Source organism: Microbacterium sp., from assembly GCF_051953575.1.
Lineage (GTDB): Bacteria > Actinomycetota > Actinomycetes > Actinomycetales > Microbacteriaceae > Microbacterium.
On the sequence record NZ_JBQCIP010000230.1, the window covers coordinates 1 to 12438 of the forward strand.

19 protein-coding genes and 1 pseudogene are annotated in these 12438 nt (G+C 65.6%); 14 read left to right on the plus strand and 6 right to left on the minus strand.

Going from position 1 to position 12438, the window contains the following annotated elements:
• The 4 genes from ACTHNQ_RS13780 to ACTHNQ_RS13795 form a co-directional block, all read left to right on the plus strand.
• On the plus strand, positions 1 to 411 hold a 411-nt coding region (locus tag ACTHNQ_RS13780), incomplete at its 5' end, for a hypothetical protein (RefSeq protein ID WP_440334232.1).
• 54 nt (positions 412 to 465) lie between these two features.
• Positions 466 to 801, plus strand: a complete 336-nt coding sequence (locus ACTHNQ_RS13785; protein WP_440334234.1) for a hypothetical protein — start codon at positions 466 to 468, stop codon at positions 799 to 801.
• Positions 794 to 1099, plus strand: coding sequence for an HAD-IA family hydrolase (locus tag ACTHNQ_RS13790; protein ID WP_440334236.1), 306 nt, complete (start codon positions 794 to 796; stop codon positions 1097 to 1099). Before ACTHNQ_RS13785 ends, ACTHNQ_RS13790 begins: the two co-directional genes overlap by 8 nt.
• 89 nt (positions 1100 to 1188) lie before the next feature.
• Positions 1189 to 1599 (plus strand): hypothetical protein, encoded by a 411-nt coding sequence (locus ACTHNQ_RS13795; RefSeq protein ID WP_440334238.1) that lies wholly within the window; start codon positions 1189 to 1191, stop codon positions 1597 to 1599.
• Positions 1600 to 2111: 512 nt separating this feature from the next.
• On the opposite strand, the gene ACTHNQ_RS13800 is transcribed toward ACTHNQ_RS13795, so the two are convergent.
• Positions 2112 to 2573: a hypothetical protein gene (locus ACTHNQ_RS13800; protein WP_440334240.1), complete on the minus strand. Its 462-nt coding sequence runs from the start codon at positions 2571 to 2573 to the stop codon at positions 2112 to 2114.
• Positions 2574 to 2836: 263 nt separating this feature from the next.
• Here ACTHNQ_RS13800 and ACTHNQ_RS13805 point away from each other — a divergent pair, with 263 nt between their 5' ends.
• The 5 genes from ACTHNQ_RS13805 (at position 2837) to ACTHNQ_RS13825 (ending at position 5514) form a co-directional block, all read left to right on the plus strand.
• A complete protein-coding gene (locus ACTHNQ_RS13805) occupies positions 2837 to 3235 on the plus strand; it encodes a VOC family protein (RefSeq protein WP_026305586.1) in 399 nt (132 codons plus the stop codon).
• 203 nt (positions 3236 to 3438) lie between these two features.
• A complete protein-coding gene (locus ACTHNQ_RS13810; protein WP_440334242.1) occupies positions 3439 to 4095 on the plus strand; it encodes a hypothetical protein in 657 nt (218 codons plus the stop codon).
• Between the two features lie 72 nt (positions 4096 to 4167).
• On the plus strand, positions 4168 to 4341 hold the full coding sequence (locus tag ACTHNQ_RS13815; protein WP_440334244.1) for a hypothetical protein: 174 nt from the start codon (positions 4168 to 4170) through the stop codon (positions 4339 to 4341).
• Positions 4342 to 4418: 77 nt separating this feature from the next.
• Positions 4419 to 4814 (plus strand): hypothetical protein, encoded by a 396-nt coding sequence (locus ACTHNQ_RS13820; RefSeq protein ID WP_440334246.1) that lies wholly within the window; start codon positions 4419 to 4421, stop codon positions 4812 to 4814.
• Between the two features lie 172 nt (positions 4815 to 4986).
• Entirely contained in the window at positions 4987 to 5514 is a 528-nt protein-coding gene (locus ACTHNQ_RS13825) for a hypothetical protein (protein ID WP_440334248.1), read from the plus strand.
• Positions 5515 to 5759: 245 nt separating this feature from the next.
• Here the strand turns inward: ACTHNQ_RS13825 and ACTHNQ_RS13830 are convergent, their stop codons facing one another.
• The 3 genes from ACTHNQ_RS13830 to ACTHNQ_RS13840 form a co-directional block, all read right to left on the minus strand.
• Positions 5760 to 6287, minus strand: a complete 528-nt coding sequence (locus ACTHNQ_RS13830; protein WP_440334249.1) for a hypothetical protein — start codon at positions 6285 to 6287, stop codon at positions 5760 to 5762.
• A gap of 83 nt (positions 6288 to 6370) precedes the next feature.
• Complete coding sequence (locus ACTHNQ_RS13835; RefSeq protein ID WP_440334251.1) at positions 6371 to 7135, minus strand: hypothetical protein; 765 nt, start codon at positions 7133 to 7135, stop codon at positions 6371 to 6373.
• Positions 7132 to 7713, minus strand: a complete 582-nt coding sequence (locus tag ACTHNQ_RS13840; protein ID WP_440334252.1) for an RNA polymerase sigma factor — start codon at positions 7711 to 7713, stop codon at positions 7132 to 7134. The genes ACTHNQ_RS13835 and ACTHNQ_RS13840 overlap by 4 nt, the downstream gene beginning before the upstream one ends.
• A 469-nt stretch (positions 7714 to 8182) precedes the next feature.
• Here ACTHNQ_RS13840 and ACTHNQ_RS13845 point away from each other — a divergent pair, with 469 nt between their 5' ends.
• Complete coding sequence (locus ACTHNQ_RS13845) at positions 8183 to 8707, plus strand: hypothetical protein (protein ID WP_440334254.1); 525 nt, start codon at positions 8183 to 8185, stop codon at positions 8705 to 8707.
• A 15-nt stretch (positions 8708 to 8722) separates the two neighbouring features.
• Here the strand turns inward: ACTHNQ_RS13845 and ACTHNQ_RS13850 are convergent, their stop codons facing one another.
• Both ACTHNQ_RS13850 and ACTHNQ_RS13855 read right to left on the minus strand, forming a co-directional pair.
• The gene (locus tag ACTHNQ_RS13850) at positions 8723 to 8941 is read right to left on the minus strand and encodes a hypothetical protein (protein WP_440334255.1); all 219 of its coding nucleotides are present in this window, start codon (positions 8939 to 8941) and stop codon (positions 8723 to 8725) included.
• Between the two features lie 115 nt (positions 8942 to 9056).
• On the minus strand, positions 9057 to 9830 hold the full coding sequence (locus ACTHNQ_RS13855; RefSeq protein ID WP_440334256.1) for a lysostaphin resistance A-like protein: 774 nt from the start codon (positions 9828 to 9830) through the stop codon (positions 9057 to 9059).
• A gap of 155 nt (positions 9831 to 9985) precedes the next feature.
• Here ACTHNQ_RS13855 and ACTHNQ_RS13860 point away from each other — a divergent pair, with 155 nt between their 5' ends.
• From ACTHNQ_RS13860 to ACTHNQ_RS13875, 4 genes and pseudogenes are all read left to right on the plus strand, one after another.
• Positions 9986 to 10810 carry a CPBP family intramembrane glutamic endopeptidase gene (locus ACTHNQ_RS13860; protein ID WP_440334258.1) on the plus strand — a complete coding sequence of 275 codons (825 nt, stop codon included), beginning with the start codon at positions 9986 to 9988 and terminating at the stop codon, positions 10808 to 10810.
• Between the two features lie 223 nt (positions 10811 to 11033).
• The gene (locus tag ACTHNQ_RS13865; RefSeq protein ID WP_440334260.1) at positions 11034 to 11768 is read left to right on the plus strand and encodes a glycosyltransferase; all 735 of its coding nucleotides are present in this window, start codon (positions 11034 to 11036) and stop codon (positions 11766 to 11768) included.
• 50 nt (positions 11769 to 11818) lie between these two features.
• Positions 11819 to 12019 (plus strand): annotated as a pseudogene (locus ACTHNQ_RS13870) (beta-galactosidase); the annotation flags it as partial.
• A 19-nt stretch (positions 12020 to 12038) separates the two neighbouring features.
• Complete coding sequence (locus ACTHNQ_RS13875) at positions 12039 to 12434, plus strand: amidase family protein (protein WP_440334262.1); 396 nt, start codon at positions 12039 to 12041, stop codon at positions 12432 to 12434.
• Positions 12435 to 12438 lie beyond the last annotated feature (4 nt).

Genomic DNA, 12438 nt, shown 5'->3' on the forward strand with positions numbered 1-12438 from the left:
TCGAAGAAGAGCAAGAAGGAGTTCGCGGTCACCGCGCCGTCCTTGAGTTCCGGATGGTCGCACGTTCTCATGATTCGCGAAGACTCAGTCTCTTTGTGGTCCGGACCGCCACTTCGGCAGAAGGAATTTATCGAGGCCGCCCACGTCCGAAACCTCGAGTACGTCGACGCGCCTGGCCGCTGGATGGGCGGCGGTGGCCCGATCAGCCTGGAGTGGACAGACGTTCTGGAATGGAGAAGCGCACGTACGGACCGCCGGCTGGAACTTATTCCTCTCGGTGGCGGTCCGCTCGGTAACTCCGCGCCCCCGCCGCGGCTCACCGCAGACGCGACCCACCGTGCATGGGCTCTGATCTCTTCAGCGAACGCGAACAAGCATCTTGGCGGCTCAACGGGGTCGTCTCGCGCCTAATCCGCGCGCGGTAAGGGATCCGTCGCGGGGCCAGGTGTGGGTAAAGTCTGGCTCGTGCCTAGTTCGAGTCGCGTGGTCTTCTGGGACTTCGATGGCACGCTTGCCCGCCGAGAGGATCTCTGGTCGGGTGCACTCCTGGACGCATGGCGACGCATCGACATCGGGGCTGCCGGCACCGTCGATCAGCTGCGGCCATACTTGCGTGACGGATTCCCGTGGCATGACACCGCTACAGAAGTGGCGGCCTTCTACGTGCCGACCGAGTTCTACCGGCGGGATGCCTGGGTCGTCATCGACGGGGCCGAGGCTGCGCTCGAGCTCACCAGAGCCGCGGGGTATCGCAACATCCTCCTCAGCAACCACGCGCCAGAGCTCCCCACCATTGGTTGAGTCCCTGGGGCTCGCCGGGCTGATCGAGGAGACCCTCACGAGCGCGGCGATCGGCGCGGAGAAGCCAAACCCGGCGATCTTCGAGTTCGCGATGACCGCTGCGGGCGTCACGCCCACCGACGACGTGTGGATGATCGGCGACAACCCCGTCGCGGATGTCGAGGGCGCGCGAAACGTTGGAATCCGCGCTCTTCTCGCAGATGGTCCTTACCCCGACTCCGAAGGCATGACCGTTCTCGAGGCGGCGCGCCACGTCGTGGAACTCGCCGCTGGTGAAGCGCGCGAAGGGATCGGCTAGAGGGCTACGATCGCTGCGCGTGCAAGACGAGGCTGCGCAATCGGACCGAGCGCAGTCGTCGCCTAGACCGAGTACGGAATGATGACGTCGTGGACGACGCGCAGAACATCTGGTTCCCCGGCACGAACGCGACATCGAATGCGGAGCGCCGATTCGTCGAGGCCATCCGCGGTCGCGCAGCCGGTTGGGCTCAGCTCGGACTGCCACACACGCGATCCGCTGGCGCGCCAGTCGTCAGACCACTACTCGGCGTTGAGCTTCGCAACACAAACGCATCGCTGCGTTGGCTATGGATCCTGTTCGTCGAGACCAAGCGCGAACTGTCCATCCAATGCTCATGGGGAGACGACACACGGCTGAACGAGTGGGGCCCAACCGCCGGCGACGTAACGATCACCCTTCCACGCTTGACCGGCACACCCGGCGAACTCGCTGACTACGCGTCGGAATGGATTACAACGCAAGCAACCCGTCGCCGCCCTGACTCGCTCAACGACTAGCGACCCCACGCACGCTGAGGGACCGGCTATCGGTCGTCCATCGCAGCGAGGCGGGCTTGCTTTGATCGCCGCGCTCGACTGACAGGGAGTACGTTGAGCGCATGAGTCCGACCCTGAGCGGCGCGCTCTCGTACGGTCGGAGAGTTCTGACCTACACGGGTATCGGCTTCTTTCTGGCGGCGTGCGTTGGCGTGCTTCTGGTCCTATTCGGTTGGTTTCCGTCGGCTATGGTCGACTTCGCTGAGCACCCGCAATACGTCGATCCTCGGAGAACGGTGCTGGTGTGGTTGGCCGTCGTGGGGATCTGTCTCGGACTCCTCGGCGGCGCGATGGGATTCGGAATCGGCCTCATACCCGTAGGCAAAGCGGAGGGGTCCCCGCTCTCAGCGGCAACTGCGCCAGAGCTGACTCCAATGAGTTCGGAAGGTCAGCAGGACTGAGACTTGCGGCGACGCGCGCGGCACTCATCGTGCGTACCCGCAAGCAAGGTCCGTCGCTAGGGAGTAATCCGGCTAGTTGTAGTTGAAGCAGCGACTTGAGTCCGGGGTTGCCTCGGGCTCGCCCAGGTAGAGAATGAACCAGTTCTCGGCTCTCGCTAGGTCGACATGCACGCCCAAGAGGATGCAGGTGTACAGGACACCGTCTTCACTGCGGAAGTCAGCGCTGATCCGAGGCGTGCCGCACGCCTCAGACTCTGGTACCAGGCTGATTCGGTTCTGAGAGGCGTCATCCCCCTCCTCCCAAATGCCAGTGAAGTCGATGGTCTCCGACTCGAGAAGCTCGCTCGTCGCCCGTGGAGGATGCCCACTGCAGCCGACATCGATCGGCCATGCGGTCGCTTGGAAGGTCCCGTCGTCGGCAAGCTCGAGGGTTGTCGGCAATCCGCTGCCAGCACTCCACGTCCCGTACGCGTCCTCTTCGGACAGGCTGAAGTCTGAGTCCGTGCACGCGGCCGCCACGAGAAGGACAGCCATACAGACTGCTACCGCACCAAGTTGTCTGCGGCGCTTGCCGGTGGAGCTGGTTGTCACTCGCTCATCATCCAGTGAACGACTGAGGAGCCAAAGCGCCGCGCGGATAGCCAACGAAGATGGCAGCCGGTGTCGGTCCACTCGACAACCGCAACGAGCAGCGACGCCGGCTCGTAGGACGATCCGGCTGTACGACTCGATTTGTCGCGCTGAGCGACCGATCAACGGGCTGTGCTAGGGCCCGTCGGGGAACTAGCGTGGGGCGGATGGGCCTCAGTGACTTCCCCGTGCGCGCGTCAATCGGAGTGACGGATATCCGCCGAGCGGTTGACTTCTACGAAGGCATCCTTGGGCTCGAGAAAGCCGGCGAGGGACCGAGCGCTGACATTGCGGGCGGCGGCCGCTCCTACCGGGCGGGCGGCGGAACGATGCTCAACGTATTCGAGACACCGAACGCGGGCGGGGCGAAGTCAACTGTGGCGACCTGGTACGTCGATGACCTCGAGACGGTCCTCGACGAACTCAGCAGGGCCGGTGCGGAGATCCCTCGATACGAGGGTCTCGGGCAGGACGAGCGAGGCGTCGCTCCGCGAGCAGGCGGAGGGCGCATATTCTGGGTCGCCGATCCGGACGGCAACACCATCGCCATCGAGGCGGAGAGGTGAGCTCTATTCATGTGTACTGGCGGAGCCGCCCATCCCGTTTCGATCGGGGCGTCATCTGACTGCAACGACCGCCTGACCCGCTACGCCGAGGTCGACTCACCCGCGCCCGATGTACCCCTCGCCCCGAGGCTCCAACGTCTGTTCAACGACCCGGCTGCGGGCTATCCGGCACATGACACAGTGCGGACGATAGCGTCGGGAACGTGACGGTCCACGGGAAGGATGAACCGCCCACCACCGGGGCAGCGGTTCGCGGTGAGCGCGGCCCGGAAGCGGCAGTAGCCGTCCTATCGGGCGGAGTCCTCTCCTTCTTCTGCGGAGCGGCGGTGCTCGGCCTCGCCCGCGAGACGCTTCATTTCAACTGTTCATGGGGCATTGGCGGCGAGTGGGGCCCGGACGGCACGTGGGTGTGCGCCGACGGCATCGGCTATCTCGGGGTCGCCGTTGCCCTCGGGGGGATGTCAGCCGTGTCGGTCAGCGTGGGGCTCATCGTGGCGCTATCGAGGACGTCCCGCGGACGCGTGATTGCGTTCCTGACACTGGCCGCGATCTCGCTCGGATGGATCTCCTGGTGGACGTTCTACGCCGCCACCGTCTACTCCGGACCTCGGCCCGCGGGCGAGACCGGATGGGACCGCTGGGTGGTGACCGTGCTTCCCGGCATCATCCTGTGCACGATCGGGCTGCTGGTCGGAGCAGCCGGCGCACTCACACGGCACGGCTGGTCACGCGTCGCGCTCTGGTGCGGCGTCGGTCTGATGATCGCCGGGACGGCCCTGCAGCTCGGAATCGGCATCGCCACATTCGTGTCCGCCGGACTGCTCGCAGCGGCCGGAGTCGCGCGAGACCGAGCACGCTGAGCCACCGGCAATCGCGCTGTCCACACTGCGAACCGCTAGACGCTCGTCACTCCGATGATGGATGCTTGCGACATGACCGACCGCGATCCTTCCCTGTCCTGGCGGGTAGCCGCGGTGATCGGCAACACGCTCGTGAAGGCGTTTGGCTTCTTGCTCTCGGTGCACAAACCGCCCGAGCAGATGAATGCGCAGACGATGCTTCCGCCCGAGCCCTTCCCGCCTCGCAGGGACGAATATCGGCCCTAAGCCCGACGAGATCAACGCCTCGCTCGCTAACCGACCGTCTGCGAGCGTTCGGTCGAACTCGCCCAGATAATGGTCAGGTGGCGCGCGATCGCATGGTGGGCTTGGCCAAGAACTCGGCCCTCAGTCCTTACAGCAAGATTGGGTCGAGGATCAATGTCGTCGCGTGCTCACTTCTCACCGTGGGCCTGATTGCTGCTGGCATCATCGACCCAGCGTTCGGCTTCGGCGGCGCGCTCATCGGGGTAATTCTGACTCTCGTGTTCCTAGGCATCGCTGCAACGGTCACGCCGAGTGGCTCAAGAGATTCCGCAGAGGGCGACCACCCATCGCGCAATGGCGTAATCCACAACTATCCGAGTGCTCGAGCGCGCTTCGCGGAAGGCAAGCCGACGAGTATCGAACCACGGAGTCGCCGCCGCGGTGGCGGTGATGTCGTCCACAACTACCCAAGCGCGCCGCCCGACAGACTCTAGGCCGCTGTCGCTCGCGATCATGCCCGGTCGAGGACCGGCTATCGCCCCGCCGCGGGGCGCGCTCGCACGCGTCTGTATGCATCGCGACGAGACGCGACACCCGGTGCCCGGCGTTCGTTCCCACAGTCGGGTTCATTCCGTCGACCAAGTGCGTGCCATGCGAGGATTCATCGTGCCGAACACAGTCGGCGGAAACGGACGTCGGACTCGAGTGGTGCAGGGTGAAGGCGAGGAGGCGCTGCGGGAGCTGAACGAAGACCTGCGAATGGTCGGACGACTGCCCCGAGTACTGACCGCGATTCTCAGCATCGTGTTCCTTCCGATCGTGTGGGTGGGTTGGATGAACTCCCATCACTCCTCGATCGCACTTGCTTTTGCCGCTCTTCCGATCGCCCTACTTCTGTACGCCGTTCGCGTTCGCGCTTGGGCGACATCAGACACGCTGACAGTGCGGTCCTATCTCGGCACATATGTCTTCACGTTCGCAGACGTGACCAACTTCATCGATGTGCCGTACTCGGGTATGTGGAATCGCTTCTCGGGCACGGACACATGGTTGAACTTCGGGGTGCGCATGATCGACGTGGCCCTCGAGGACGGGAGGACGGTCTCTCTTCCCGCCAGCCTGACCACCCGACCAGCGTGCTCCCGCCTGGTAGATGCACTGAATGCACGACTACCGCAATCCGCGCTCGGATGAGCGCGGACAGCGTCGCTCACCCACCCCGGTCGAACATGGTGGACACTTCCTCACGCGACTGACCCGGAAGCCATCGTCGACAAACTCGCCGGTCACACCCGCATACGGACCGACTTGGCGTCGGAGGGGCGCGGGTTCAAGTCCCGCTACTCATGCTCACATCCGCGCGCTCGACGACCGGCATCCGCACGATCAGAGGCAGCGGTGCGACTCATCGATCGTGTGCCGCACCACACCGACTCCGACTACTCTGGCCGGTCGAAAGTGATCTCGTTGGTGCGATATGGACCCGAGCCGTGCTCGGGGTGGATCTGAACAACGAAGTCGGGCAGGGCGGTGTCCGCGGGCTTGCCGTCTGGGCCGATCGCTCCCGGCTCGTCATCCCAGGCGACAAGGGTGGTCCGGACCACGTAGCGGCCATCACCCAGACGAAGGCGCAACGGCGCCCGGACGAGATCACCCACACCTTCGATCCCGCTCACGATCACTTCGCCGCCCGACACCATGAGCAGGTACGGTTCGCTGGTTATGACCTCGTGCGTCCGCTCGCGATCCGAAAGACCCTCACCTGGTAGCGCGACCCGAACTCCCCAGGAACCATCCGACTCAATGTTGAGGGGGACTAGATCTCCCGACGCGATCGCGTCGTGCAGCCGATCGTTGACGTGCGTGCCCCAGGAGTCGTAGTCATTGACGGCGTCGAAGGCGGTAGGCGACCACACGCACAACATTCCGGCATCGGTCCGCACGGGCACGATCACGGCAGCATCCACGGCCGCAGTCTAGGACGGCCGCACTCGGCACGCTGAACGACACTGCTTCGTACGGGGTTGGTGGGAATGACCACTGTCGTCGATCAGTTGCCCCCGACTTGGAACACACCGATCTGGGTCTCGCCGTCTGATTCGTAGACGGGGATGTAGTGGACGATGCCGACGTTCTCTTCCTGCCAGCGGAGAGCATCTTCGGGTGATGTGAAGGACTCGGCGGCGGTTGTTCCGTCGGCATCGTTCAGGTCGTCCCGCCGCACGTACCCGGGTTTGTTGTCGGTGGTGATGACGGCGATAAGGTCGGGTTCACCGTTCTCGTTGATCACCCCGTATGTGTCTCCACCGTTGTTGACGGCCCACGGGGTGGTCTCTTCCTCCACCCAGCTTGCGGTGAGGGTCCATACGGCGTCGGGGGTGGCGGTGATCTCGACTCGGGTGTCGGTGATGGCATCGGCGGGCACGATGTACGTGGTCGGGTGGGTGATGTCGGTTGGGGTGGTGCAGGTCACGGAAGCACCGTCGTCGAACACGAATGTGCCGGGCGTGAGGCAGGTGAGTGATACCGCCGCTCCGGTAGCGCTCGCGGGCCGTGGTCCGAGGTCAAGGGCGGCGGTGCCGGTGAAGGTTCCCGACACGGTCTCGGTGAGTTCGGTCGTCGCCGTTCCACCTGGCAGCGGGAGCAGCCCAGTGGCGGCCGCGGCTGCGGTCCCGCCAACGACCAGCGCCAGAGCGATTCCGCCGGCCAACAGGACGTGGCGGCGGCGCTTTGGCAGGGTGGCCGCGGTCACGTGCTCGACAAGGCGGGCTCGGAACGCGGATGCGAACTCGGGGCTCATCTGTGGGGTGTTCACGTCGCCTCCTTGGACAGATAGCCGACGAGGGTGTCGTGCCCTAGTTCGCGGTGCAGTGCTGTGCGGGCCCGGTGCATGCGGGTGCGGGCCGCGCCCGCGGAGAGTCCGAGGACAGCGGCAGCGTCGACGATCGAGTACCCCTCCAACGCGACGAGCGCGAACAGTTCCGCGTCGGTGTCCGCGAGCTTCGCGATCGCCGCTGCCAGGGCCCGGTCGGTGGTGAGTTGATGCAGCGCGCTCTCCTCGGCGGATGGGGAGGGGGTGCCATGCGGGAGCGCATCCAGCAGTGCCCGGTATCGGCGTTTGGCACGGCTGAGGTTGCGGCACGAGTTTGTCGTCGCGGCCAGCAGCCACGGCAGGGGCGAGCCGTCCACCAGGTGCACCTGGTGTCGGCGGCGCCACAGTTCCAGAAACGCCACCCCGCTGGCATCCTCGGCGTCGTGGGCGTTCTGCAGGATGCGGTAGGCGTGCCGGAAAACCCGGTCGTGGAACGCGTCGAAGACCAGCCCGAAGGCCTCGCCGTCACCGGCTATGCCACGAGTCCACAACGCCTCGGTCGACAGATCCACCGTCTCCATACCCCGTAGTGTCCGGACCCCATCAATCCGTTACATCCTCCACGGCAACCGCACACCGCGACACCCCGCAGCACTGAAAGCCTCAGCGCGGTGAGGGACCCGCGTGCGGGCTATCCGGCACTCGCCCGGCACGGGGATTGCAGGACGTTCACGGGGTGCGCGCACGGGAGGCGGCCCACGTACGGGCGCCACCGCCGAACACAGCCCTAACGAGGGCTCGTTGGCGCGAGCGCCGACCGGACGATCGCTGGGCGTGATGGTGACCAATGCGCGCCGAGGGCTCCGCCTCAGTACATCCCCCGGATGGGGATCGTTCGAGGTAAAACGCCACAGCGAAGCTTGGCACAGAGGAACGCCGTCGCTAGATGTTCGGGCCCGATACAGGTGCGCAGGTGGACGCGCCTTCGCGGTCGACGCCAGTCAGATCCCGCCACCAAATTCCCTTCTAGCGCGGCGGTAGGTTGGCGGCATGAGGGTGCTCTTGGAAGAGGTGATCTTCACTGACTTTGGCCAGTTTGACCTGGTAGATGGCACCGACGGATTTGGCGGGGACGCCGACCGGTTCTTTGCCGACCAGGACAACGGCTGGGTGGGTGCCGCTGCGACCGGTGTGGTTCATGTTGTACTCGCGCGCCGGCCGGGCGGATCGTTGATCCGGGTTGAGATTCATGACGAGGAGCCTCCCGTGGGTGACTGGGAAGACGTCGTTGAGGTTTCCTTCGTTGCGCGCGATGTTGTGCGATGGGAAGCCTGGGCAGGCGAGCCAAACGGCGTGCTGGGGGTCCAGGCCGGCAGCTACCGCGTCCGGGTGAGCGCTTCGGGAAGACACGCCGGGCATACGGGTGAGTTTGCCGATGAAGTTGTTGACCGCTACCTGATCGAGCTTTGGCCCGCTGACCCGAAACCGGACGAGATCATTCGCGTCTGCAGTGAGGACGCGGCTTACTGGAACTCTGCGTGGGGCGGACGGCGCAGCAGTCAACCGCTCGGCTAGCGCGAATTGCGACCGTCATTCGACCAAGAAGCCGGTGCGCGGGTCAACCTCCGAAAGGAACGCCCGGATCTCGGCGCGCACCTCCTCGTCCGTCAGCGCTTCTGCACCCGATCCTCCCACCGAGAATCCGTAGCCCGGGTTCGGGCCGCTGACCCAGGTGTGGTGGATCGAAGTACCGTCTCTGTACACGTCAAACTCTTCACCATCCACGACGAATCGGACTGCTTCAATCACGACGCCATCGTCTCACTCACGGTGGAAACCCGGACGATGAAGGACCGGTGTTCGTGCGACTCGGACGACGGGCGCAGTGCGGGTCCGCGTGCGGGGCGATCGGCTCCAGGGCGAGCTAACTGATATTGGTGGCGGCCTTCTCCGCCGGGGTTCGTTCGTGTGTGCCCGTAATGACCCAGTAGACGACCGCGAGGGAGAGGACGCCGACAATGGGGGCGAGGAACGCTCCGAACGGAGCCGTTGCGGGGGCGTGACCGACAGCGAAGACTGACACGTCCCAGAGTCCGTGGAGGAGCATCGCCCAGATGAGAGATCCGGTGACGCGGCGGACGATGTAGAACGCGGTTCCGGAGGCGAATGCCAGACCTGCCTGCTGCAGCGAGCTGAGCAACGGTGCGCCCAGGAGCGCGTTGGCGAGATGCATGAGTCCGAACAGGGCGCTGGACAGGAACCACACCCATCCCTCCGCCAGTTGCGCGCGGAAAGCGGTGAGGACGAGACCGCGCGCCATGAGCTCTTCGCAGAAGCCGACCAGCACACCAAGCGCGAGCAGGGACAGCAGGAAGGAGGCGTCGAACTGGGACCAGTCGGTGGAGAAGATGTTGAGGATCGCGGCGGCGAGCATGATGATCGGCACGAAGATGGGCCACTTGTGGCGGGACCGCTGCTGTTCGAACAGCGCGGGGCGCCACCAGCCCAGCAGCGTCGTGACGATGACCAGGGCGACGGCGGCGACAGCGAGGTCCATCACCGCGCCCCGCCATGTCGCGTCGGCCGACGTGCCGATCTCCGGGTACGGGATCCCCGACAGCAAGGTGACGCTGACGATGATGATGAGGTAGCCGACCCAGATCGCGATGCCGATCCAGACACGGGGAGTGACGCGCATGCGGAACCTTTCCGGGGAGGGACGCTCTGCTGACACCGTATCGGCCGCCTCGGCCGGCAACGGCACATGGCCGCGTCCTTTCGGCGTTGCCTCCGTGTGCCAGGCTGGGATCGAGAGTTGAGGACGCGGCCGGTTCGGCTGCAGGAGGAGTCCGGATGACTGAGCAGACGGCCCAGGAGATCCCCACCCGAGATCGGGTTCCCCGCGTCCTGTGGGTGGGGCTGGTAGCCGTTATCGTGTACGTGCTGCTCGCGGCCGGCGGCGGATTGCTGGTCGACGCGGCCCTCGGCGCCGACCCGGATCCGGTGGTCGAACTGGCGGCATCCCACCTGATCCCGCTGCCGATTGCGATCGGCGCCGGACTGCTGTTCGCGTGGCGATCGGGGTGGTGGCACGACATCTGGACCGACCCGCCGATCCACCGCATCAAGCCGCGGCGATGGTGGATGCTGCTGGTCCCGCTGGCGATCGCCGCACAGATCGTGGCGCTGCTCATCGCCACGCCGTGGACGCAGCTGTCGGCGGCTTACATCCTCGTCGGGTTGATCTGCTATCTGCTCGTCGGGCTCGGCGAAGAACTATTCCTTCGCGGCATCCTTCTCGAATCCGTCCGCGCCCACCACGGCGAAACCGTCACTCTCCTGGTCACCGCGATCACCTTCGGCCTCGCACACACCTTCGGAAGTGCGCTGGCCGGTGTCCCGGTCGGCATCATCGCCTTCCAGGCCGGCGTGACTGCAATGGAAGGCGTGCTGTTCTACGCGGCACTCCGAGCCACAGGAACACTCTGGGTCCCAATCATGGTGCACGGACTCGGCGACTGGGGGCGCTGGCTCACCGCCGGAAACGACGACAGCACCGCCGCCGCGGCCGGCGTCACCCAGACCATCATGACTGCCCTCTCGGTCGCCGTGCTCATCAGCGTGATCCTCGAAGACCGGCGCACACGAAAAGCACGCGCAACCACTCACCCCGCATGAAAGTCTGAGGACCGGCCAACGGGCGTGCTCCAGCCGGTGCCCGGGGCGACTGCAGGCGATTGCGAGTGGTGGCCCCGGCTAGGTGAGCGCATCCAACACGCGGGACAGCTCGAAGGCCACGCTACGTTTGCAGGCAGTACCGGCTGCGTTCACGCGTGTCAATGGCCTCGAAGTGGAGAGCTTGCTGCGTATGGTCAGGCGGGTGGCTGATCGAGGAGTGACCTTGAGCGTCGTCATCCCGGCGCGCAACGAGGCGAGCATTCTCGGGTACTGCCTGACAGCCTTGAGCGGTCAATCGGATCCGGTGGACGAGATCATCCTGGTTGACAACGACTCCAGCGACAGCACGGCGGCGGTCGCTCGTTCGCACCTGGGTGTGGTTGTCGTCCGGGAGCCGCGGCACGGGGTCACGTATGCCCGTAACACCGGTTTCGACGCAGCGACTGCGGACGTCATCGTCCGAATCGATGCCGACACCATCGTCACTGCCGATTGGGCACGGTCGATCCGCCGAGCATTCGCGGCGGACCGGAGCCTGGCGGGGTTGACGGGTCCGGCCGGCTTCACACGACTGTCCTCAGGCGGCCGCGTCAACGGCCGCGCGGCATACGCCTTGATCCGGACAATTCATGAGCAGATGATCGGCAGCGGACCGGTGATGTATGGACACAACATGGCGCTGACGCGTGCGGCGTGGATCCAGCTCCGGGACGCCGTAACGTGCGGCGATGACGCGATCAGTGAGGACCTCGACGTGACATTGGCGCTCGTGCGTTCCGGGCAGAAGATCGGCTACGAGCGGGGAATGCTGGTGAGCATCGGCGTGGAACGCACACTCCGGGATGGCAAGCTCGCCCGGTACCGCCGGACGAACCGGCTGACAATGGCCAAGTATCGCAACGGCCACGTCGAAGTCGCCAGCGCCAGCAACGAGCAGGCCGGACGCCGCAGCCAGTAAGCCCGGCCAGGCCGTCCAGAGCCGGCGTCGACCAGCCGCCTGAACTGAGAATGCCGGACGGCTCGTACATCAGGGGGCACCTCCGCGACACACCACAACCCCGACCTTCGGGCGCCCGCTCGTGGATCCGCCGGGAGCGGTGGCGCGAACGGCTCACCGCCGTGCAGCGGCTTGGATATACCGCCATCGACGTGTACTTCCCGTGGAATCACCACGGGAGACATGACGGCGGGTTGGACTTCATCGGCGAGAAGGATGTCGCGCGCTTCCTTGACCGGTGCGCCGACGCGGGGCTGCTGGTCATCGCCCGACGGGTTCGACATCCCGTTCGATGCGCTGCTGGCCTGGTCGTCGGTAGCGACCTTCGCGAACCTGCCGGCGACCTCGGCGCCGATCGGCCTGTCGGTCGAGGGCCTGCCGATCGCGGTTCAGGTGATCGGCCCGCACCTGGGCGACCTGACTACGATCGCGTTCGCCGGCATAGTCGCACGCGAGGTCCCGGCGCCGCTCGTGGCGTGGGATCCGCGGGGGTCGGGCCGGGATGCCGCGGAGTCCGCCGCCCCGCCGTCTGGCGGGGAGACGCCGGTCGATGTCAGCCGGGCGGCGGATGCCTTGCGCCGGCCACCGCGCGAGAGTGAAGATCAGGCCGCGAGGAAGCGGCGATGAACGA

Bases quoted from the DNA above. Each gene is read 5' to 3' on its own strand.
- ACTHNQ_RS13800 (WP_440334240.1), bottom strand. From the start codon at position 2,573: ATGGCTGTCCTTCTCGTGGCGGCCGCGTGCACGGACTCAGACTTCAGC.
- ACTHNQ_RS13805 (WP_026305586.1), top strand. From the start codon at position 2,837: ATGGGCCTCAGTGACTTCCCCGTGCGCGCGTCAATCGGAGTGACGGAT.
- ACTHNQ_RS13815 (WP_440334244.1), top strand. From the start codon at position 4,168: ATGACCGACCGCGATCCTTCCCTGTCCTGGCGGGTAGCCGCGGTGATC.
- ACTHNQ_RS13840 (WP_440334252.1), bottom strand. From the start codon at position 7,713: ATGGAGACGGTGGATCTGTCGACCGAGGCGTTGTGGACTCGTGGCATA.
- ACTHNQ_RS13845 (WP_440334254.1), top strand. From the start codon at position 8,183: ATGAGGGTGCTCTTGGAAGAGGTGATCTTCACTGACTTTGGCCAGTTT.
- ACTHNQ_RS13855 (WP_440334256.1), bottom strand. From the start codon at position 9,830: ATGCGCGTCACTCCCCGTGTCTGGATCGGCATCGCGATCTGGGTCGGC.
- ACTHNQ_RS13860 (WP_440334258.1), top strand. From the start codon at position 9,986: ATGACTGAGCAGACGGCCCAGGAGATCCCCACCCGAGATCGGGTTCCC.